The 20,779-nt window shown below is 70.9% G+C and carries 20 protein-coding genes; 8 read left to right on the top strand and 12 right to left on the bottom strand.

Features of this window, described 5'->3' with window-relative positions; all coding sequences use genetic code 11:
• Window positions 1–149 precede the first annotated feature (149 nt).
• Entirely contained in the window at window positions 150–1,010 is an 861-nt protein-coding gene (locus ABZ078_RS06575) for an ABC transporter permease subunit (RefSeq protein ID WP_356572239.1), read from the top strand.
• Window positions 1,011–1,061: 51 nt separating this feature from the next.
• Here ABZ078_RS06575 and ABZ078_RS06570 read toward each other — a convergent pair whose 3' ends face one another.
• The 3 genes from ABZ078_RS06570 to ABZ078_RS06560 all read right to left on the bottom strand — a co-directional run bounded on the left by ABZ078_RS06570 (window position 1,062) and on the right by ABZ078_RS06560 (window position 3,724).
• Window positions 1,062–1,646, bottom strand: a complete 585-nt coding sequence (locus ABZ078_RS06570; protein WP_356572237.1) for an NAD(P)H-dependent oxidoreductase — start codon at window positions 1,644–1,646, stop codon at window positions 1,062–1,064.
• Window positions 1,647–1,718: 72 nt separating this feature from the next.
• Window positions 1,719–3,089: an amidase gene (locus ABZ078_RS06565; RefSeq protein ID WP_356572235.1), complete on the bottom strand. Its 1,371-nt coding sequence runs from the start codon at window positions 3,087–3,089 to the stop codon at window positions 1,719–1,721.
• 113 nt (window positions 3,090–3,202) lie between these two features.
• The gene (locus tag ABZ078_RS06560) at window positions 3,203–3,724 is read right to left on the bottom strand and encodes a DUF6668 family protein (protein ID WP_356572233.1); all 522 of its coding nucleotides are present in this window, start codon (window positions 3,722–3,724) and stop codon (window positions 3,203–3,205) included.
• 269 nt (window positions 3,725–3,993) lie between these two features.
• Between ABZ078_RS06560 and ABZ078_RS06555 the strand changes: the two genes are divergently transcribed.
• Window positions 3,994–5,415: a tetratricopeptide repeat protein gene (locus tag ABZ078_RS06555; RefSeq protein WP_356572231.1), complete on the top strand. Its 1,422-nt coding sequence runs from the start codon at window positions 3,994–3,996 to the stop codon at window positions 5,413–5,415.
• Window positions 5,416–5,430: 15 nt separating this feature from the next.
• Here ABZ078_RS06555 and ABZ078_RS06550 read toward each other — a convergent pair whose 3' ends face one another.
• The 4 genes from ABZ078_RS06550 to ABZ078_RS06535 all read right to left on the bottom strand — a co-directional run bounded on the left by ABZ078_RS06550 (window position 5,431) and on the right by ABZ078_RS06535 (window position 9,258).
• Window positions 5,431–6,375, bottom strand: coding sequence for a M28 family metallopeptidase (locus ABZ078_RS06550; RefSeq protein ID WP_356572229.1), 945 nt, complete (start codon window positions 6,373–6,375; stop codon window positions 5,431–5,433).
• Window positions 6,376–6,635: 260 nt separating this feature from the next.
• Complete coding sequence (locus ABZ078_RS06545) at window positions 6,636–7,112, bottom strand: VOC family protein (protein WP_356572227.1); 477 nt, start codon at window positions 7,110–7,112, stop codon at window positions 6,636–6,638.
• Between the two features lie 155 nt (window positions 7,113–7,267).
• Window positions 7,268–8,221, bottom strand: coding sequence for an EamA family transporter RarD (gene rarD, locus ABZ078_RS06540; protein ID WP_356572225.1), 954 nt, complete (start codon window positions 8,219–8,221; stop codon window positions 7,268–7,270).
• A gap of 182 nt (window positions 8,222–8,403) precedes the next feature.
• Window positions 8,404–9,258, bottom strand: coding sequence for an SDR family oxidoreductase (locus ABZ078_RS06535; RefSeq protein WP_356572223.1), 855 nt, complete (start codon window positions 9,256–9,258; stop codon window positions 8,404–8,406).
• A 90-nt stretch (window positions 9,259–9,348) separates the two neighbouring features.
• Here ABZ078_RS06535 and ABZ078_RS06530 point away from each other — a divergent pair, with 90 nt between their 5' ends.
• Complete coding sequence (locus ABZ078_RS06530) at window positions 9,349–9,747, top strand: helix-turn-helix domain-containing protein (protein WP_356572221.1); 399 nt, start codon at window positions 9,349–9,351, stop codon at window positions 9,745–9,747.
• Between the two features lie 122 nt (window positions 9,748–9,869).
• Here the strand turns inward: ABZ078_RS06530 and ABZ078_RS06525 are convergent, their stop codons facing one another.
• The 3 genes from ABZ078_RS06525 to ABZ078_RS06515 all read right to left on the bottom strand — a co-directional run bounded on the left by ABZ078_RS06525 (window position 9,870) and on the right by ABZ078_RS06515 (window position 13,852).
• Window positions 9,870–10,949 carry a 2-oxoacid:ferredoxin oxidoreductase subunit beta gene (locus tag ABZ078_RS06525; RefSeq protein WP_356572219.1) on the bottom strand — a complete coding sequence of 360 codons (1,080 nt, stop codon included), beginning with the start codon at window positions 10,947–10,949 and terminating at the stop codon, window positions 9,870–9,872.
• Window positions 10,942–12,870, bottom strand: a complete 1,929-nt coding sequence (locus tag ABZ078_RS06520; protein ID WP_356572217.1) for a 2-oxoacid:acceptor oxidoreductase subunit alpha — start codon at window positions 12,868–12,870, stop codon at window positions 10,942–10,944. The genes ABZ078_RS06525 and ABZ078_RS06520 overlap by 8 nt, the downstream gene beginning before the upstream one ends.
• Before the next feature lie 283 nt (window positions 12,871–13,153).
• Window positions 13,154–13,852: a response regulator transcription factor gene (locus tag ABZ078_RS06515; RefSeq protein WP_356572215.1), complete on the bottom strand. Its 699-nt coding sequence runs from the start codon at window positions 13,850–13,852 to the stop codon at window positions 13,154–13,156.
• A gap of 131 nt (window positions 13,853–13,983) precedes the next feature.
• On the opposite strand from ABZ078_RS06515, the gene ABZ078_RS06510 reads away from it, so the two are divergent.
• Window positions 13,984–14,142: a hypothetical protein gene (locus ABZ078_RS06510; protein WP_356572213.1), complete on the top strand. Its 159-nt coding sequence runs from the start codon at window positions 13,984–13,986 to the stop codon at window positions 14,140–14,142.
• Window positions 14,143–14,186: 44 nt separating this feature from the next.
• Here ABZ078_RS06510 and ABZ078_RS06505 read toward each other — a convergent pair whose 3' ends face one another.
• A complete protein-coding gene (locus ABZ078_RS06505) occupies window positions 14,187–15,554 on the bottom strand; it encodes a sensor domain-containing protein (RefSeq protein WP_356572211.1) in 1,368 nt (455 codons plus the stop codon).
• 129 nt (window positions 15,555–15,683) lie between these two features.
• Complete coding sequence (locus ABZ078_RS06500; protein ID WP_356572209.1) at window positions 15,684–16,892, bottom strand: sensor domain-containing protein; 1,209 nt, start codon at window positions 16,890–16,892, stop codon at window positions 15,684–15,686.
• A 316-nt stretch (window positions 16,893–17,208) separates the two neighbouring features.
• Between ABZ078_RS06500 and ABZ078_RS06495 the strand changes: the two genes are divergently transcribed.
• Genes ABZ078_RS06495 through ABZ078_RS06480 form a run of 4 tightly spaced genes read left to right on the top strand, consistent with a single transcriptional unit; the run spans window position 17,209 to window position 20,778 of the window.
• Window positions 17,209–17,631, top strand: a complete 423-nt coding sequence (locus ABZ078_RS06495) for an NADH-quinone oxidoreductase subunit A (protein ID WP_356572207.1) — start codon at window positions 17,209–17,211, stop codon at window positions 17,629–17,631.
• Window positions 17,622–18,320: an NADH-quinone oxidoreductase subunit B family protein gene (locus ABZ078_RS06490; RefSeq protein WP_356572205.1), complete on the top strand. Its 699-nt coding sequence runs from the start codon at window positions 17,622–17,624 to the stop codon at window positions 18,318–18,320. Before ABZ078_RS06495 ends, ABZ078_RS06490 begins: the two co-directional genes overlap by 10 nt.
• A complete protein-coding gene (locus ABZ078_RS06485; protein WP_356572203.1) occupies window positions 18,317–19,813 on the top strand; it encodes an NADH-quinone oxidoreductase subunit C in 1,497 nt (498 codons plus the stop codon). Before ABZ078_RS06490 ends, ABZ078_RS06485 begins: the two co-directional genes overlap by 4 nt.
• Window positions 19,810–20,778, top strand: a complete 969-nt coding sequence (locus ABZ078_RS06480) for a complex I subunit 1 family protein (RefSeq protein ID WP_356572201.1) — start codon at window positions 19,810–19,812, stop codon at window positions 20,776–20,778. The genes ABZ078_RS06485 and ABZ078_RS06480 overlap by 4 nt, the downstream gene beginning before the upstream one ends.
• Window position 20,779: the final 1 nt, after the last annotated feature.

Below are 20,779 nucleotides of genomic sequence, written 5' to 3'. Positions count from 1 at the left end.
CGAGCTCATCGAGACGCGACTCCAGCCCGTCGGACCCCAGTCCGTCGAGCCGCAACTCCGGTGCGCTGAGCCGAGAACCCAGTGCGTCGAGTCGCGAGCCCAAGCCGTCGAGCCGTGAACCCAGCCCGCTGATCCGTGGGGCGAGCCCGTTGAGCCGTAAGCCCAGCCCCTTGTGGACCTTCGGTCTTCTCCGCAGCGAACTGCTCACGACCTTCCGGCGCTGGCGCACCCTCGCGCTGCTCGCTGTCCTGGCGGGCGTGCCGATTCTGGTCGGGATCGCCGTGAAGATCGAGACCAGTGACGGTGGATCGATGGGAGGCGGCGGTCCGCAGGGCGGTGGCCCGGCGTTCATCTCGCAGATCACCAACAACGGCCTGTTCCTGGTCTTCACCGCCCTGGCCGCGACGCTCCCGTTCTTCCTGCCGATGGCGATCGGCGTCATAGCGGGCGACGCGATAGCGGGCGAGGCGAACGCGGGCACCCTCCGCTATCTCCTCGTCGCCCCCGCCGGCCGCACTCGCCTGCTCCTCATCAAGTACGCGACCACGATGACGTTCTGCCTGGTGGCCACCCTCGTGGTCGCGGTCTCGGCACTCACGGTCGGGGCGCTGCTTTTCCCACTCGGCGACCTGACGACCATCTCCGGCACGCGGATCAGCTTCGCGGAAGGGCTGGGCAGAGCCCTGCTGATCGCCCTGGTCGTCGCCGCGTCACTCATAGGCATGGCGGCGCTCGGCCTATTCGTCTCGACGCTGACCAACAGTGGCATCGCGGCGATGGCGACGACCGTCGGCCTGTTGATCACCGTCCAGATCCTCGACCAGATCCCCCAGCTCCACGCGATCCAGCCGTACTTCTTCTCCCACTACTGGCTGTCCTTCGCCGACCTCATGCGCGATCCCGTCTACTGGGACGACCTGGTCAAGAACCTCGGCGTGCAGGCCCTCTACGCGGCGGTGTTCGGTTCCGCTGCGTGGGCGAGGTTCACGGCGAAGGACATCACGGCCTAGTTCATCGAAAGGACGTCACGGCTCAGCTCATCGAGTGGGTTCCATTCGGCTTCAGTCGGTCTCGTACGGGAACCGGGCGAGCGGGGCCTCCTGGGCGAAGAACGTCTTCGCGCGGGCGAGGGCCTCGGCGTCGTTCAGCACGTCACCGGGCTTGCTGCCGTTGCCGAGCAGCACCCCGCCGAAGCGCATGCCCATGTACGCGGCGGAGTTGTTGAGCGTGCCGACCAGCGGGTCGGCGACCTCCCGCTCCTCGTGCGCGAGCGCGGTGACGCCCCACAGCGTGCGCCCGGCCATCGTCGCCTTGAAGTCGAGTTCGGGGGTGCGCAGCCAGCCCGACCAGTAGTCGAGGTAGCGCTTGACGTGGGCGGACACCGAGTACCAGTACAGGGGCGAGGCGATCACGACGTCCGTCGCCGCGAGCGTCGCGTCGAGCAGCAGCGCCACGTTGCCCTCCGTCGGGCGCACGTGGTCGCTGTCGTGCCGCAGGTCCTCGAAGTCGGGCAGCGGATGCGCGGCCAGGTCGATCCAGTGCTGTTCGACAGCCTCGGGCAACTGCTCGGCGGCCCTGCGGGCCAGCAACTCGGTGTTGCCGTCGGAACGGCTGCTGCCGAGGACGAACAGGAAGCGGCGGGTCATGGGTCCCCCAAACAGTCGGCCCGGTACCACGGGGCCACATTGGTCGGCGTACGACAATTAATCGCACGTGCATTATATGCGTGCGCATGGAGATGTCCAGGGTCCGGTGTGTCGCTCGGCCACTCCCGCCACTTCGATCAGCAGTGGTTCCGCCCCATGTGCCGCCACCAACTGGAGTCCGACCGGACACCCGTCCGGCCCGAGCCCTGCCGGAATGCTGATAGCCGGGTGCCCGCTCAGGTTGAAAGCCCAGGTGAGGGCGGTGGAGTACCGGTCTCCCGGGCCCTCGTGGCCGTGCGGCGGGGTCGGGACGGTCGGTGTCAACAGCAGATCGGTGTCGGCGAAGAGGGCGGCCAGGCGGCTGTCGTTCGCGGTTCGGATGCGGTGAGCGGGGGCGGGGGTGGTGGCGGGGATGGGGATGGGGGTGGGTGCAGGCTCGGCGTTCGGGGTCCGCAGGGCGAGCCATGCGGGGGCCGGGTCGACGAGGTGGACGGGGGCGCCCGGGCGCACGAGCCGTATCCCGCCGGCCTCGGCGAGCCGTACGGCCGCGGAGTGGGCGACGGAGACGATGTCCGGGTCGGGGGAGTCGAAGCCGAGGTCGGGGGACCATATGGCGGTTGGTGGGGCGTATTCGCTTGCTGGGGCGTCGTGGGTGCCGGGTGGGTCGCCGTGGGGGTCGGCGGGTCCGTGACGTTCGCAGGGCGGCCCGTCGGCATCCGGCCCCGCGCCCCGCGCCGCTGCCGGGTGCGCTCCCGGCCCCGCGCCCCGAGGAGCCCTCGACAACACCTCCCAGTACGCCGCCACGTCCCCCACGCACCGCGCCAGCACCCCCGGCGCCATGAGCCCTGTACGGTCGGTCGACGGGAACCGCCCGTTGGTCACCTTCAGCCCGACGACCCCGCACCACGCCGCCGGAATCCGTACTGACCCGGCCCCGTCGCTCCCGGTCGCGAGCGGCACGAGCCCCGCCGCCACCGCCGCCGCGGAACCCGCGGAGGAGCCGCCCGGCGTACGGTCGGGACGCCAGGGGTTGACCGTACGGCCGTGTCGGCCAAGCCCCCAGGTCTGCCAGGGAGTTCCCGGCCCGGGAACGGACGTCGCCCCCACCGCCACACACCCCGCCGCGATCAGCGGACCCGCGGTGCGCAGCCCATGCCTCCCCTTGACCGCGATCGGGACACCGGCCAACGGCAGCCGTTCACCCGCGGCGACACGAGCGTCCACCTCGCCGGCCCGTTCGAGTGACTCCTCGTCCCATACCTCGATGAAGGCGCACAGGACGGGGTCGGCGTGCCGGATCCGTTCGAGTGCCGCGGTGACGATGTCGACGGCGCCGAGTGCCCGGGAGCGTACGGCCGAGGCGATCTCCTCGGCCGACAGGGCGGCGATATCGGGGGCCGGATCCGGGACCGAGTCCGGGGCGGAACCGAGTGCGGTCGTCATGAGGCTGATTCTCCGCGAGGGTTCGCCTCAGAAACCCCCTCAGGCCCCTCCCCTCAAGGCTCCCCTCCAAGGGCCCGCAAGGGCATCGCGCCCACCCACCTGAGCCGCCGGACTCAGCGCGAACGTCCCGTCAACCGCGCCAGCGCCTCCGCTTCCCGCGGCGGACGTCCACTCAGATCACCGAGCCGCCACGCCGACACCCACGGCACCCGGTACACATCGATGACCGACTCGATCACCTTGACGCGCTCGGCGAGCGGCCGCGGAAGCCGCCCCGGCGCGTCCGCGACCAGGACGACGGCATCGAGGTCGAGCCCGTGCGGCGCCTCCCCGCGCCGGAAGACATCGAGGGCGCCCAGGGCGGCGGCCAGCCCGGTCGCGTGCGTGCGGGCGACGAGCAGTACCGACGGCGGATCGGCGGGCGTGGGCCAGTCACGTCCGCAGTCCTGACCGCCGTAGAACGCGGCGAGGGTGGAGACACCGGCCCCGCCGTGTGTGCCGACCCAGGAGAAGCGCCGGGGCGCGCCGGCGGTGCGGGAGGGCGCCGGTTCCTCCGGCAACGCCACCGGTCCGCGGAGCCAGATCTCGGGCCCGGGCTCACGCCGCCCCTGTCGCACGTGCATGTCAGTGCGCATGCCCGCACTCCTCCCTCTCACGCCACCGATCTTCGCGCCAGGCATGAGAACGCTGTGACGTGGCACAAGCTCCTGGAACGAGTCTGTGACGCCCCGGTGACCTCCGCGCCGCGCGCGACCGGAGAGACTCGACCACAGGTGTACGACGTGTCCGGCCGGTACGACCGGATCCGGCCGTCGGGGAAAGGGAGCGTACGGCGGAGGGGAGCACGAGGGAACCCCCACCCCGCTGTCCGCGAACTCCCCGACGCATGCGAGTGAGGGAAGCGATGTCTCGACTCAGCCGCGCGAAGAAGCGGGAACAGAAGCGCGCCGAGGCGTGGGCGGCCTCCATGGCAGCTCCGATCGACGTGCGCGTACCTGCCGTCGGGCCGGGCGCCGGCGGCGCGTCGATCGGTGGCGTTCCCATCACCGCGGCCCCCGGGGAGGAGATCCAGCACGCCGTCCTGACCCACCTCCAGCGCATCGCCGTGGCCTCAGGCCATCCCGTGCACGCCAGCATCCACGACGAGCGCATCGGCTACGTCGTCCCGCTGCGGGTGGACGCGGACGGCTCCAGCCGCTTCACCGCGGACCCCGTACGGACAGCACCGCCTGACCAGCCGACGGCACCGCGAGATGACGCATGGCCGGGCACGGGCAACAGCACGGAGTCGCCCGCGTGGCCCGTACCGCCCGCGCAGCCCGTACGGCCGCCGCAGCCCGTACCGCCTGTGGCGCCGGTACAGCCTGTGTCGCCGGCACCGTCTGTGTCGCCGGAATCGTCGGAGCCTCCGGCCGCGCCCGTACCGCCCGCCTCGTCCGACTTCCCGACGCCGCCCTCGGCGCCGTACAGCGACAAACCCACGCATGTCCTACGACCCCTGCCGGGCCCGGCGCAGGACGCCTCGCCCACCTTCCGGCTGCGCGCCACGCCCGAGCCGGTGCGGGACGCGGTGCCCGGCGCGTTCCCACCGCCGCTCGGGGAGTTCGGCCCGCCGCCCCTGATGGACGCAAGCCCGCAACCGGGCGAAGCCCCGCGCCCCGACCGGGTCGTACCTGCCTCGCAGCCCACCCCCACCTCGTGCTCCGCCCCCACCTCGCGCCCTACCTCCACCCCCACCCCCACCCCCACCCCCGCCACCGACTTCGACCCCGACCCCAAACCCACCCCACCCCGAGGCTTCGACGCCGTGGCCGAAGCCGTGCTCGGGGACGGGCCGTCGACCACCGCCGCCGACACCTCCCCCTTCGCCGAGCAGATGACGCGGATCAACGAGGCCGTGGCGACGGGCCGTACGGCGGAGGCGGCGGAGCTGGCGGAACGGACCGTCGCGGAGGCGTCCGCCGTGCTGGGGCCGGAGCACGCCGAGGTGCTCCGGATGCGCGAACTGGCCGCGTACATCGCCTATTTGGCGGGCGACGCGGCGCACGCCTTCCGTCTCTCCTTCGACGTGGCCCGCACGCACCACCGCGCCCGGGACGCGGAGGCGGCGTACGGCAGCCTGCACGGCGCGGCCACGGCATGGCGAGCGGTGAGGGACCCGGCCCTGGGGCTCGAACTGGGCCGGGACCTGATCGGACTGTGGACCGACCTCACGGCCGAGGGCGGTCCGGCCGCCGAGGACATCGAGGAACTGGAGTCGGCCCGCGCCCGTATGGACCGCCTCACCGCCCGTGCCGCCAAGTCGGCCGAACCGCCCACCGGTTGAACCCGAGGGCTCTGCCTACGCCGACAGCTCCCACACCGCGTGCGCGACGGCGTCGCTGTTCCGGTCCAGGGCGGTGTCGTTGATGTTGGAGGTGGTGTCGCAGGACGAGTGGTAGCAGCGGTCGAAGGCCTGCCCCGCCGTACCGCCCCACTTGGCCGCCTGAGCGGCGGTCTTCGCACGGCTCGCGCCCGTGAACAGCCCGCCCACCGGCACGCCCGCGCTCTTGAACGGCGCGTGGTCGGAGCGACCGTCGCCCTCGGTCTCGATCTCGGTCGGGACACCGAGGCCGGCGAAGTAGTCCTTGAAGGTCTTCTCGATGGCGGGGTCGTCGTCGTAGACGAAGTAACCGGCGTTGCGGGAGCCGATCATGTCGAAGTTCAGATAGCCGCTGATCTTCGCGCGGTTGGTGGCGGAGAGGTTGTTGACGTAGTAGCGGGAGCCGACGAGCCCCAGCTCCTCCGCGCCCCACCAGGCGAACCGCAGATGCTTGGTGGGCTGGTATCCGGCCCGTGACACGGCCAGCGCGGTCTCCAGAACGGCCGCCGAGCCGGAGCCGTTGTCGTTGATGCCGGGGCCTGACGAGACGCTGTCGAGGTGCGAGCCGGCCATGACGACCTGGGTGGTGTCACCGCCGGGCCAGTCGGCGATCAGGTTGTAGCCGGTGCGGCCGGAGGACGTGAACTGCTGGATCGTCGTGGTGTAACCGGCCGCGTCCAGCTTGGCCTTCACATGGTCGAGGGAGGCTTTGTAGCCGGGGCGGCCGTGCGCGCGGTTGCCGCCGTTGGCGGTGGCGATCGACTGCAACTGGGTGAGGTGGGCCTTTACGCTCGCCACGGATATGTCGGGAGCGGCGGCCGCCGAGGGCGCGGGTGCCGCGCCGGCTATGGACCCGCCGGTGAGCAGCATGGCGGCGGCGACGGTACCCGCCGCCATCGCGCGCCCGGAGAAGGGGAGCTTCATGTGGGGGGCTCCGAATTCCAGGGGGAACCCTGTGGGGTGACCGCAGGGATCCACAGTGAATGGGGTGCCTGGATGGTGGAGCCGCCCCTGACTCTTGGTCAAGAGCCGTTACAAGACAGGGAATTCACACCGAAGAACGGCCAGCCCGGCCGACCCGACTTGCGTGGCCAGCCCGACTCGCCCGACCGGCCCAACCTGTCCGGACCGGCCCGACCGGCCCGACCGGCCCAACCTGTCCGGACCGGCCCAACCGGTGTGCCTCACTGCACGCAGAACTCGTTCCCCTCCGGATCCGCCAGCACCACCCACTCCCCGCCCGGCTCGCTCACCCGCCGCAGCGCACTCGCTCCCAGCCCCTCCAGCCGCTCGACCTCCGCCTCGCGCTCCCCGGCCGCCGCGTGCAGATCCAGATGGAGCCGGTTCTTGACGGTCTTCGCCTCCGGCACGCGCTGGAACAGCAGTCGACGGCCCAGCCCGGTGCCGCTGTCCTTGTCGTACGGGTCGTCCGGATGCCGTACGGCCACCAGGTCCCGGAAGGCGAGACGGGCGTGGAACTCGACCACGGCCTCGCGCGGCAGCGCGCCGAGCTCCAGCAGCCGCTCGATCAGGGCGTTGTTGTCCTCGACCTCGTAGTGCAGCGCGGCGGCCCAGAAGTCGGCCTGGGACTGGGGGTTGGCGCAGTCGATGACGAGCTTCCAGTGGAGCGGGGTGGGCGTGGCGTCGGGTGTCTGAGTCATGCGACCACTCATATGGGGTTGGTGAGTGGGCTGGCAACGGGAATCGCCGCTCAGGCAGCCACCACGCTCAGGCAGCCACTACGCTCAGGCACCCACCACGCTCAGGCACCCACCACGCTCAGGCGTCCATGGCGGCCAGGCGGCGTCCCCGGCCCTCAGGCATCCACCGCGGCGGACGCCGGCTTCTCGATCCTCGGCGCGCTGAGTTCGGCCGCCCTGCCCCTCCGCGCGGAGCGCCACGCATCGGCCGTCAGCAGCGTCAACGCCAGCCACACCAGCGTGAACCCGGCCCACCGCTCGGCCGGCATCGCCTCGCGGAAGTACAGGACCCCGAGCAGGAACTGGAAGACCGGCGCCAGGTACTGCAGCAGCCCCAGCGTCGACAGCGGCACCCGTATCGCGGCCGCGCCGAAGCAGACGAGCGGCAGGGCGGTGACGACGCCGGTGGCCGCGAGCAGCGCCACATGCCCCGGCCCCTCGGAGGTGAGGGTCGACTCCCCGTGCGCCGACAGCCACACCAGATACCCCACGGCGGGCAGGAACTGGATCGCGGTCTCCGCGGCCAGCGACTCGACGCCGCCGAGATCGACCTTCTTCTTCACCAGCCCGTACGTGGCGAAGGAGAAGGCGAGCACGAGGGAGATCCACGGCGGTCGGCCGTACCCGACGGTCAGCACGACCACCGCCGCGAACCCGACCCCTACCGCCGCCCACTGCACGGGCCGCAGCCGCTCCTTGAGGAGCAGGACGCCCATCGCGATGGTGACGAGTGGATTGATGAAGTACCCGAGCGAGGCCTCCACCACGTGGCCCGTGTTCACGGACCAGATGTAGACGCCCCAGTTCACGGTGATCACGGCCGCGGCCACGGCGACGAGCGCCAGCCGCCGCGGCTGACGTATCAACTCACCCGCCCAGGCCCAGCGCCCCACGACCACCAGCGCGACCGCCACGAAGACGAGGGACCAGGTCATCCGGTGGGCGAGGATCTCGACGGCCCCGGCAGGCTTCAGCAGGGGCCAGAAGAGGGGGACGAGCCCCCACATCCCGTACGCCGCGAAGCCGTTCAGCAGTCCTACACGCCGCTCGCCCTGTGACGTCCCGGCCACGGCCCCACCTTCCCGCGCTCACCCGCTGCGCTCGCCTGCCGCGCTCATGCGACGGCACGCACGAAGGTAATGCCGAACACCCCCGCGTGTCATGTCCGTATCGCCATACGGTCATGACACGCGAGGGAGAGACGGCCGAGGGGCGCTGGCGGGCGCAAGCAGGAACCGAACCCCGAACGACCTCAGCCCTTGAGCGCGGCCGCGATCGACTCGGCGATCGGAGTGGTCGGGCGGCCGGTCAGACGGGACAGATCCCCGCTGTCGACGACCAGCTCGCCCTTCGCGATGGAGGCGTCCACGCCGGCCAGGATCGCGGCGAACGGCTCGGGCAGCCCGGCGCCGGTCAGGATGCCGGCGAAGGTCTCGACGGAGACGGCGTTGTCGGCGATCTCCTTACCGGTCTGCCGGCTCAGCTCGGCGGCGTACTCCGTGAAGCTCCAGGCCACGTCGCCGCCCAGCTCGTACGTCTTGTTCTCGTGTCCCTCGCCGGTCAGTACGGCGACGGCGGCGGCCGCGTAGTCGGCGCGGGCGGCGGAGGAGACGCGGCCCTCGCCGGCGGCGTGGGTGACCGCGTTGTACTCCAGGACCGGGGCGAGGTTCTCGGTGTAGTTCTCGTGGTACCAGCCGTTGCGCAGCAGCGCGTACGGCAGACCGGACTCCAGCAGCGCCTTCTCGGTGCCCCGGTGATCGTCGGCGAGGGCGGCCGTCAGGCTGCCGGGGGCGCTGGTGTAGGCGAGCAGGGCGACGCCGGCGGCCTTGGCGGCGTCGATGACGACCTGGTGCTGGCCGACGCGGCCCTTGTCGAACTCGTTGCCGGATATGAGCAGCACCTTGTCGCCGGCCGCGAACAGTCCGTCGAAGGTCTCGGGGGTGTTGTAGTCGGCGGTGGCGACCCGTACGCCGCGCCCGGCGAAGTCGGCGGCCTTCTCGGGGGTGCGGACGACGGCGGTGATCTGGTCGGCCGGAACCTTCTCCAGCAGCTGCCCCACGACGTGGCGGCCCAGGTGTCCGGTGGCTCCGGTGACGACGATGCTCATGGTTCAGAACTCCTATGGGGTGGGTTGGACACTAACCCTAGGAGTAGCGCTAACTGAACGAAAGTACCCACTTTGAAGTAAGGTACTGGCATGGCGGTAAGTAGCGTGGGTGATGTGACGGCGAACAAGTACGACCTCGGCGCGGAGATGTGCCCGCACCGCCAGGTCCTGGAGCACGTCACCAGCCGCTGGGGCGTCCTCGTGCTGATCGAACTCCTTGAGCGCCCCTACCGCTTCAGCGAACTGCGCCGCGCCATCGGCCGGGTGAGCGAGAAGATGCTGACCCAGACCCTCCAGACCCTGGAACGCGACGGCCTGGTCCACCGCGATGCCAAGCCGGTGATCCCGCCGAGGGTCGACTACTCCCTGACCGATCTGGGCCGCGAGGCGGCGGAGCAGGTGCGCGCCCTGGCGCTGTGGACCGAGCGGCGGATGGGGGAGGTGCAGGAGGCGCGGGAGGTGTACGACGCGCGCAGGAGCGGCTCCTGAAACGCCTGCACGTCCGCCCGCACGCCTACCGGCGGAGCCTGGGGGCCGTGCCGTGCGGCTCCGTGCCGTGCCGCGCCGTGTCGTACGGCACCCCGGCTCCCCCTCCTGTTCGAACCAGCCGGTCAGCCGACGACCGTCCAGGTGTCCCCGCCCGCCAGCAACGCCGCCAGATCCCCCTTGCCGTTCTGCTCGATCGCCGAGTCCAGCTGGTCGGCCATCTGTGTGTCGTACACCGGGCGGTCCACCGCGCGGAACACGCCGATGGGCGTGTGGTGCAGGGTGTCCGGGTCGGCCAGGCGCGACAGGGCGAAGGCCGTGGTCGGGGACGCGGAGTGGGCGTCGTGGACCAGGATCTGCGACTCGTTCTCCGGAGTCACCGTGACGACCTTCAGGTCACCGGTCTGCGCGTCCCGTACGACGCCGCGCGCACCGTCCACGCCGAAGCGGATCGGCTGCCCGTGCTCCAGGCGGATCACCGCCTCCTCGGCCTGCTGCTTGTCCTTGAGGATCTCGAAGGCGCCGTCGTTGAAGATGTTGCAGTTCTGGTAGATCTCGATCAGCGCCGTGCCCTTGTGGGCGGAGGCCTCGCGCAGGACCTGGGTGAGGTGCTTGCGGTCGGAGTCCACCGTGCGCGCCACGAAGGACGCCTCCGCGCCGATCGCCAGGGACACCGGGTTGAAGGGCGCGTCCAGCGAGCCCATCGGCGTCGACTTGGTGATCTTGCCGACCTCGGAGGTCGGGGAGTACTGCCCCTTGGTCAGGCCGTAGATCCGGTTGTTGAACAGCAGGATCTTGAGGTTGACGTTGCGCCGCAGGGCGTGGATCAGGTGGTTGCCGCCGATCGACAGCGCGTCGCCGTCACCGGTCACCACCCACACGCTCAGGTCGCGCCGCGAGGTGGCCAGCCCCGTCGCGATCGCGGGGGCGCGACCGTGGATGGAGTGCATGCCGTACGTGTTCATGTAGTACGGGAAGCGCGACGAACAGCCGATCCCCGAGACGAAGACGATGTTCTCCTTGGCCAGGCCCAACTCCGGCATGAAGCCCTGGACCGCGGCCAGGATCGCGTAGTCGCCGCAGCCGGGGCACCAGCGCACTTCCTGATCGGACTTGAAGTCCTTCATGGACTGGCGCGCGTCGGCCTTGGGGACGAGTGAGAGCGCCTCGATCGTGCCCGTGCCTTCCGTGGACGTCTCAGCCATCGATGGCCTCCTTGAGCGCCTTGGCGAGCTGTTCCGCCTTGAACGGCATGCCGTTGACCTGGTTGTACGAGTGGGCGTCCACCAGGTATTTCGCCCGGACCAGGGTGGCGAGCTGGCCGAGGTTCATCTCGGGGATCACCACCTTCTCGTAGCGTCCGAGTACCACGCCCAGGTTGCGCGGGAACGGGTTCAGGTGACGCAGATGCGCCTGCGCGATCGACTCGCCCGCGTTGCGCAGGCGGCGGACCGCGGCCGTGATCGGGCCGTACGTCGAGCCCCAGCCCAGCACCAGCGTCTTCGCCTCGTGCGGGTCGTCGACCTCGAGGTCGGGCACCTCGATGCCGTCGATCTTGGCCTGGCGGGTACGGACCATGAAGTCGTGGTTGGCCGGGGCGTACGAGATGTTGCCCGTGCCGTCCTCCTTCTCGATGCCGCCGATCCGGTGCTCCAGTCCCGGCGTGCCCGGGATCGCCCACGGCCGGGCAAGGGTCAGCGGGTCGCGTTTGTACGGCCAGAAGACCTCGCTGCCGTCCTGAAGGGTGTGGTTCGGTCCCTGAGCGAACTGCACGGTCAGGTCCGGCAGCTCGTCCAGCTCCGGGATGCGCCAGGGCTCCGAGCCGTTGGCCAGGTAGCCGTCGGAGAGCAGCATCACCGGAGTGCGGTACGTCAGCGCGATCCGCGCCGCCTCCAGCGCCGAGTCGAAGCAGTCCGCCGGGGTGCACGGGGCCACGATCGGCACCGGCGCCTCGCCGTTGCGGCCGTACATCGCCTGGAGCAGGTCCGCCTGCTCGGTCTTGGTCGGCAGACCGGTCGAGGGCCCGCCGCGCTGGATGTCCACGATCAGCAGCGGCAGCTCCAGCGAGACGGCGAGCCCGATGGTCTCCGACTTCAGGGCCACGCCGGGACCGGACGTCGTGGTCACCGCCAGCGAGCCGCCGAAGGCGGCCCCCAGCGCTGCTCCGATGCCGGCGATCTCGTCCTCCGCCTGGAAGGTCCGTACGCCGAAATTCTTGTGCCGGCTCAGCTCGTGCAGGATGTCCGAGGCCGGGGTGATCGGATACGAGCCCAGGAACAGGGGCAGGTCCGCCTGGCGAGACGCCGCGATCAGTCCGTAGGACAGCGCCAGGTTGCCGGAGATGTTCCGGTAGGTGCCGACCGGGAAGGCGGCCGTCGCCGGGGCGATTTCGTAGGAGACGGCGAAGTCCTCGGTCGTCTCGCCGAAGTTCCAGCCCGCGCGGAAGGCGGTGATGTTGGCGGCCGCGATGTCGGGCTTCTTGGCGAACTTCGACTTCAGGAACTTCTCGGTGCCCTCCGTCGGCCGGTGGTACATCCAGCTCAGCAGGCCCAGCGCGAACATGTTCTTGCTGCGCTCGGCCTCCTTGCGGGTGAGGTCGAACTCCTTGAGCGCCTCCACCGTCAGGGTGGTCAACGGCACCGGATGGAGGCTGTAGCCGTCCAGCGAGCCGTCCTCCAGCGGCGAGACGTCGTAGCCCACCTTCTGCATCGCCCGCTTGGTGAACTCGTCCGTGTTGACGATGATCTCCGCGCCGCGCGGCAGATCACCGACGTTGGCCTTCAGGGCCGCCGGGTTCATCGCGACCAGCACGTTCGGCGCGTCGCCCGGGGTCAGGATGTCGTGGTCGGCGAAGTGCAGCTGGAAGGAGGACACGCCCGGCAGGGTCCCGGCGGGGGCACGGATCTCGGCCGGGAAGTTCGGCAGCGTCGACAGATCGTTGCCGAATGACGCCGTTTCCGAGGTGAAACGGTCGCCGGTGAGCTGCATACCGTCGCCCGAGTCCCCCGCGAAACGAATGATCACCCGGTCCAGCCGGCGGACGTCCTTCGTCCCTGCCGGTTTGCGCTGCTCTCCCACGACGGCTTCGTCGGCCTGCTCCGCTGGGCTACTGACCTGGCTGGTCACTGAACTGGACCTCCTTCGAGGCGGCTGTCTGGGCATGGCCTTCCCGCAAGCCTTCCCAGGATCAACCCTACGTCCGCAAAGGTCGCCCTCCCTGGGCCATTCGCATGACGGACATGGATTTGAGACGCTCCGCCGCCCTGACTTGTCATGGTCTACGCCCCCCGGCGTTCTCTATGAAGACGCTCCGTGTTCTTGGTTCGGTTGCCGCGCCCGTGCCGGCTCGGTGGATGCCGTAGAAGCGGTCACCAGCGGTCACCCATTTGGCTGGCACGGTGTCAGGCCATCAGGAGTTCAGATAGGTGAGAACCGCGAGTACGCGACGATGATCCCCGTCACTCTGGGAGAGCCCGAGCTTGAGGAAGATGTTGCTGACGTGCTTCTCGACGGCTCCGTCGCTCACCACCAACTGCCGGGCGATCGCGGAATTGGTCCGCCCCTCGGCCATCAGCCCCAGGACCTCCCGCTCCCTCGGGGTGAGCCCCGCGAGTACGTCCTGCTTGCGGCTGCGGCCCAGCAACTGGGCGACGACCTCCGGGTCGAGGGCGGTCCCCCCTTGGGCCACCCGCACGACCGCGTCCACGAACTCCCGAACCTCCGCCACACGGTCCTTGAGCAGATAGCCGACTCCCCGGCTGGAACCGGCCAGCAGTTCCGTGGCGTACCGCTCCTCCACGTACTGCGACAGCACGAGTACCCCGAGCCCCGGGTGTGCCTTGCGCAGCTGTACGGCCGCCCGCACTCCTTCGTCCGTGTGCGTCGGCGGCATCCGTACGTCCGCGACCACCACGTCCGGCAGCTCGCCCTGGGCGTCCAGCTCCGTGATGGTCTTGATCAGCGCGTCACCGTCCCCCACCCCCGCCACGACCTCGTGTCCACGGTCGGTCAACAGCCGGGTCAGCCCCTCCCTGAGCAGCACCGAATCCTCGGCGATGACCACGCGCACCCTGTCCTCCACGATCCTCGGCCCCCCGTGCCTTGGCATTCGGCCGAGCGTCCCCCGGCCCTGTCGTCCCTCGCGCCCTCAGTATCCCGCGATCGACACTTCGCCACCGGGCCTGTGGAAAACCTGTCCGACCGCGTTCGAATCGCGCGGCACGAGGAGCTTCACGGCGCGTGCTCGGGGAGCGCTTGGCTCTCGGGGGTGTGCGGGTGGTGCTGGTGGTGCTGGTGGTGCCCATGGCGCAGGTGGTGCGGCTGGGACCCCTCGCCGCGCTCCGGGACCTCCTCGCACTCCGGACCCTCAGCGCACTCGCCCCTGATCCGCCTGGCTGAGGCAGATCAGGGGCGAGCCGCTGAGACGCGTCGCAGGGCCGGGACTACACCGTCCGCCAGGGCAGCTCCGCCGTGACCCGCGTGGGCCCGCCGACCGGCGAGTCGACCACCAGAATCCCGTCCACCGCGTCCAGCCGCTCGGCCAGCCCCGCCAGCCCTGACCCCTCGGAGGTGTCGGCGCCACCGATGCCGTTGTCCACGACCTGCAACATCAGCCGGTTCTCCACCCGCCATACGTCCACCGCCGCCCATGTGGCCCGCGAGTGCTTGCTGATGTTCTGCAGCAGTTCGGACACCGTGAAGTAGGCGATGCCTTCGATCGCCGGCACCGGCCGCTCGTCGTCCAGATCGACCTGGACCTCCACCGGCACCGCGCAGCGCGAGGCGACCGCCGACAGGGCGGCGTCCAGGCCGCGGTCGGTCAGGACGGCCGGATGGATGCCGCGTGCCAGGTCCCGCAGCTCCTGAAGTGCCGTCTTCACCTCGCCGTGCGCCTCGTCCACCATGCGCGCCGCCGCCTGCGGGTCCTCCGCCAGCTTCTCCTTCGCGAGGCCCAGATCCATGGCCAGGGCCACCAGGCGGGCCTGCGCGCCGTCATGCAGGTCGCGTTCGATGCGCCGCAGGTCGGCAGCGGCCGTATCCACCACGACGCCGCGGTCCGACTCCAGCTCCACCACGCGCGTGGCGAGCCGTGACGGCCCGAGCAGGCCGTGCACCAGGACCCGGTCCACCATCGTCAGCGCCCGCACGATCCAGGGCGTCGCCAGTGTGAAGAGGAGCCCGACCAGCGCGGTGACCGTGATCTCGAAGGGGTTGTCGAGGTAGATGCGGTGGGTCTCGTCGCCGTAGAGCTGAAGGCCGTCCTGACCGGCCCACACCGGGAACACCCAGAACCACAGCGGATACGTCACCAACGCCCAGCCGTACGCCCAGACGTTCACGGCGATGGCGAAGGAGAACACCGCCCACGGGAAGTGCAGCACCGCGTACAGCAGACTCCGCCACGACGTCCCGCTCTTGAGTACGGCGCCCATCCACGCCATGAAGCCGCTCCGACGCATCCGCAGCGGCTCAGGGTCGGCCACCTGCAGGTGAAGCAGCGCACGCGCGCGTGCCCGCTCCAACGCGCCGAAGCCGCGACAGCCGGCGAGGCCCGCCGCCAGCACCGGGATGCCGAGGAAGGTCACCAGGAGGCCCGCGCCCAGCGACACCATCGTGATGCCGTACACGAACAGCACGATGCTGATCGGCAGGCTCAGCAGCACGTACCCGAACTCCCGCCAACTGCGTGCCTCGAACGGCGCCCGCAGCCCGGCCGGCAGCCGGTGCCGTCGCTCGCCGCCGTACTCGGGAAGGCCGCGCTCGGGGAAGCCGAGCCCGTGCCCGTAGCCCTGTCCGTACTCCGTGGCCATCGGCGTCGTCCTGTCTCCTCGTCCCGTCAGCCCCTCCGCTGCAGGGGCTGTGCCGTCGTATCTCCACCCTGGTCGACCGCGGGTCCGCGGACCATGGAGGCCGTCGGCGTCTCCAACGGGGGGTTTTCCCTACCCCTGCCCGAAGGAGCGGTCCCGCCAGGGCAGCTCCGCCGTCACGGTCGTCGGGCCGCCCGGCGGTGAGTCGATGACGAACAGGCCGTCCACGGCGTTCAGCCGGTCGGCGAGCCCCCGCATGCCCGTGCCGCCGTCGAGGCGAGCGCCGCCGCGGCCGTCGTCCCCCACCTGGATGAACAGCCGGTCGTCCGACCGCCACACGTCGACCGACGCCGCCTTCGCCCCGCTGTGCTTGCTGACGTTCTGGAGCAGTTCGGAGACGGTGAAATAGGCGATGCCCTCGATGGCCGCGGCCGGTCTGGACACCAGGTCGACGGTGACCTTCACCGGCACCGTGCAGCGCGAGGCGACCGCCGACAGGGCGGCGTCCAGGCCGCGGTCGGTCAGGACGGCCGGATGGATGCCGCGCGCAAGATCCCGTAGCTCCTGCAGGGCCAGCTTCACCTCGCCGTGCGCCTCCGCGACCATCACCGCCGCCGAGTCGGGATCCTCCAGCAGCTTCTCCTTGGCCAGGCCCAGCCCCATGGCGAGGTTGACCAGGCGGGCCTGCGCGCCGTCGTGCAGGTCGCGCTCGATGCGGCGCAGATCGGCGGCGGCCGTGTCGACGACGACGCCCCGGTCGGACTCCAGTTCGGCGATGCGGCGCTCCAGCTCGTCGGAGGGCGACAGCAGGCCGCGCACCATCGCCCGGTCCGCGTTGGCCAGGCCCCGCGCGATGTACGGCAGCACCGGCCACAGCACGAACAGCGAAGTCAGCGTGATGGCGAAGGTGAGGACACCCCAGGGCAGGCGGATGAAGTCGTACAGGACCGTCCGCCAGCCCACCGGGTCCTTCAGCGCCAGCCAGAGCTGCGGGAAGAAGCCGTCCTTGCCGCCGCGCAACGGCAGCCGACTCGGCTCGTCCACCCGCACCCCGAGCAGCGCACGCGCGCGTGCCCGCTCCAGCTTGCCCAGCTGCCGCGCTCCCATCAGTCCGGCCGCGAGCAACGGGAACCCGATCACCGTCAAGGTCAGGAACGCGCCGGTGAACAGCACCGTCACGACGTAGGTGAAGCCGAGCAGCGCCACCGGAAGGTTCGCCAGGAGATGCGCGATCTCCTTCCAGGTGTGCCGGTCGTAGGCGAAACGGACGGGCGGCAGCGGCGGCTGCTCACTGTCGGACCGCCGGGAGGCGTCCCGCGAAGGTCTGGGGCGTTCGGTCATATGGGCCAGCGTGCCGCGCGGTAGGCCGCCGCGCCATGAGGCAGACCGCCCAGCCTTCGGGGGGAAATCCCCACCTCGCGCCGCACCCGGGGATCGGCCGCGCGGTCGGCCCCGCGGTCGGCCGGGCGCCGGGTCGTCGTATATCGACGGCATCTCAACGCGTGACGGGCTGCTTACGGTGTCTTTAGCAGGGCCTAGACTCCCGTGCGTACAGATCGTCGAACAGCGGTGTTCACGAGGTCACAAGTCGCAGGACACTGGTCCCAGGGCCGGTTCCTGGGGCATCGGTCACGAAGTCAGGGAGCGAGGGACGGACGTGTCGGAACAGACCGTCGTCGTCGCGGCGGATGCGCATGACGTCGTCGTCACGGCGGACTACTTCGAGTCCTACTCGGTGGTCGGACTGCTCGCCGTCATCGGAGTGCTGTTCGTCGCCGTCGCCTTCGGGGCGGGCCGCCTGCTGCGTCCCGTGGTGCCCACGCCCGAGAAGCTCCTGACGTACGAGTGCGGCGTCGACCCCGTCGGCGAGGGCTGGGCCCACACCCAGGTCCGTTACTACGTCTACGCCTTCCTCTACGTGATCTTCGCCATCGACTCGATCTTCCTCTTCCCCTGGGCGACGGTCTTCGCCGACCCCGGCTACGGCGCGACCACGCTCGTCGAGATGTTCGTCTTCCTCGGCTTCCTGGCCGTGGGACTGCTCTACGCATACAAGAAGGGCGTCCTGGCATGGACGTGACGCCAGACACCAACGGGCAGCCGGTTCTGTTGCCGGAGCCGAAGCGGCTGGGCGCGCTCGCCCGCCTCGCTCCCGAGCCGATGAAGGTGATCCTCAACTGGGGCCGCCGCTACTCGCTCTGGGTCTTCAACTTCGGCCTCGCCTGCTGCGCGATCGAGTTCATCGCCGCGTCGATGGCCCGGCACGACTTCATCCGCCTCGGCGTGATCCCCTTCGCGCCGGGCCCCCGGCAGGCCGACCTCATGGTCGTCTCGGGCACGGTGACGGACAAGATGGCCCCGGCCGTGAGGCGCCTGTACGAACAGATGCCCGAGCCCAAGTACGTCATCTCCTTCGGGGCCTGCTCCAACTGCGGCGGCCCGTACTGGGACTCCTACTCCGTCACCAAGGGCGTCGACCAGATCATCCCGGTGGACGTGTACGTCCCCGGCTGCCCTCCGCGCCCCGAGGCGCTGCTCCAGGGAATCCTGAAACTCCAGGAGAAGATCGCGCGTGAGTCGCTGGGGGAGCGGTACGCGAGCGGAACGGCCCGGCCGTCGGCGGCGGCGCTGCAGAGCGGGCTGGTGCGGGGGCCGGAGGCCGGTACTGGCGGTACCCGCGGTACTGGCGGTACCGGCGAGGTGAAGCCGTCCGGCGGTAACGGTGCTCGTGGTGCTGATGGTGCCGGCGCGGGGGAGGCCGACCGATGACGACGATCGGCTGGCTGCCCGCCCCTGTCGAGGACCTCTTCGGGCCGGAGGCCACGGCTGAGGAGTCGTACGAGGTCCTGACGGTCGACGTACCCGCGACCTCCTGGATCGCGGCGCTGGAGGCGGCCCGAGACGAGTTGGGCTGCACCTACTTCGACTGGCTGAGCGCGGTCGACGAACCGGGCACCGGCTTCCGCGTCGCCGCCCATGTCGCGGCCCTGTCTCCGGTACGGCGCCTGCTGGTCCGTACGACGATCCCGCACGAGGCGCCGACGCTGCCCTCCGCCGTCGGCGTGTACGCGGGCGCGGCCTGGCACGAACGCGAGACGCACGAGATGTTCGGCGTGGTGTTCGCCGACCACCCTGCTCTGGACCACCTGCTCCTCCCGGACAACTTCGAGGGCCACCCCCTGCGCAAGGACTTCGTCCTGGCGGCCCGCGTGGCCAAGGCCTGGCCCGGCGCGAAGGAGCCCGGGGAGCCCGCGGCTGGTGCGGCACACGGCGGCCCGAAGCGCCGCCAGATGCTGCCCCCCGGCGTCCCCGACCCGAACGAATGGGGCCCCCTGAAGGGCCAGCTCCCCCCTGCCCCGGCCCGCCCGGCCAGGGGCGCGGGACGCGCCGCGGGGGAACGTCCGGCACGCGCGGCCGGCGAGCGCCCGGTGCGGAGGACTCGTACGGCGGCGGAGGGCTCGGCGAGTCAGCCGGGTGCCGCCGCCGAGGGTGGTGCCTCCGGAACTCCGGCGGCTGGGGAACGACCGGTGCGGCGTGCGCGTACCGCGGCAGAGGGATCGGTCAGCCAGAGCGCCGGCGCGGGAGCCGAGCCCTCGGCGGAGGCGGCCGCGCCACGCCGCGCACGCAGCGCGAGCCAGGGCTCGGCGAGCCAGCGCCCCGAGGCGGCGACGGACACGCCGACCGGCGGAGCGGGGGAGCACCAGGAGACGGCCGCGACCAGCACCCCGCCGCCCCGGCGTGCGCGGACCGAGAGCGAAGGCTCCGCCTCACAGCGCCCGGAACCGGGCACCGCCCCGGCCGGTCCCCGTCGATCCCGCAGCGCTTCACAGGGCTCGGCGAGTCAGAGGACTGGGTCCGATGCGACGGCATCTGACTCGACGGCATCCGATTCGACGGCGTCGGACACGGCCGCGTCCGACGAGGCGGCGGCCGGTACAGCTGCATCCGATGCGCCCTCGGCTCCGTCAACCCCCTCGGCTCCCTCAACCCCCTCGGCCACGCCGAAGACCCGCACGACCCCCCGCAGCCCGGACGCCCCGTGGCACCACGCCCGCCCTGCCTTCGACGCGCCGGAACCCGAACCCGGAGCCGAGCCCGACTCGGCGCAGGAGACTGCCGCGAAGCCTGAGCCGCAGCCCGAGCCCGACTCGGCGCCCGGTCAGCCCGAGCCCGAATCCGCCGCCGGCGAGTCCCCCGCCACACCGGAAGCCCCCGCACCCCCCACCGACAACCGCACCGATCCCCCAGGAGGCCCGCAGTGAACGACGCGCTCGACGTCACCCTGCGACTCCTGATCGTCTTCGTCGTGTTCCTCACGTTCCCCCTGCTCATCGGTCAGACCGAGCACAAGGTGATGGCCCATATGCAGGGCCGCCTCGGCCCGATGTACGCCGGCGGCTTCCACGGTTGGGCCCAGCTCGTCGCGGACGGCGTGAAGTTCGCGCAGAAGGAGGACGTCGTCCCCGCGGGCGCGGACCGCCGTATCTTCCAGCTCGCCCCCGCCGTGGCCCTCCTCCCGTACCTGCTCGTCCTCCTCGCCATTCCCATCGGCCCCGGCGAGGGCGCTGTCGGCGAGGTCATCGACGCGGGCATCTTCTTCGTCCTGGCGGTCATGGGCGTGGGCGTCCTCGGCTCGCTCATGGCCGGCTGGGCCTCCGCCAACAAGTTCTCCCTCCTCGGCGGCCTGCGTACCGCCGCTCAGCTCCTCGCCTACGAACTCCCGATGCTGCTGACCGCCGCCTCGGTGGCGATGGCGGCCGGCACCGTCTCCCTCCCCGGCATCCTCGACGCCTTCGAGTGGTGGTGGCTGCCCTGGCAGATCGTCGGCGCGGTCGTCTTCTTCGTGGCCGGTCTCGCCGAGCTCCAGCGCCCGCCCTTCGACATGCCCGTCGCCGACTCGGAGATCATCTTCGGCGCCTACACCGAGTACACCGGTCTCCGCTTCGCCCTCTTCCTCCTCGCCGAATACGCCGGAATCGTCGTCCTGTGCGGCCTGACCACCGTCCTCTTCCTGGGCGGCTGGCACGGCCCCTGGGGCGCCGACGGCCTCGGCTGGGTCTGGACGCTGCTCAAGACCGCCGTCCTCGCCTTCATCGTGATCTGGCTGCGCGTCACCTATCCCCGTCTGCGCGAGGACCAGCTCCAGAAGCTCTCCTGGACCCTCCTCGTCCCCCTCTCCCTCGCCCAGATCGCCCTCACCGGCATCGTCAAGGTGGTGATCAACTAAC

This window comes from Streptomyces sp. NPDC006385 (genome assembly GCF_040612485.1).
In the GTDB taxonomy this organism is placed as follows: Bacteria; Actinomycetota; Actinomycetes; order Streptomycetales; family Streptomycetaceae; genus Streptomyces.
The sequence above is the reverse complement of the archived record's forward strand: the minus strand, read 5'-3'. Positions and strand labels throughout refer to the sequence as shown.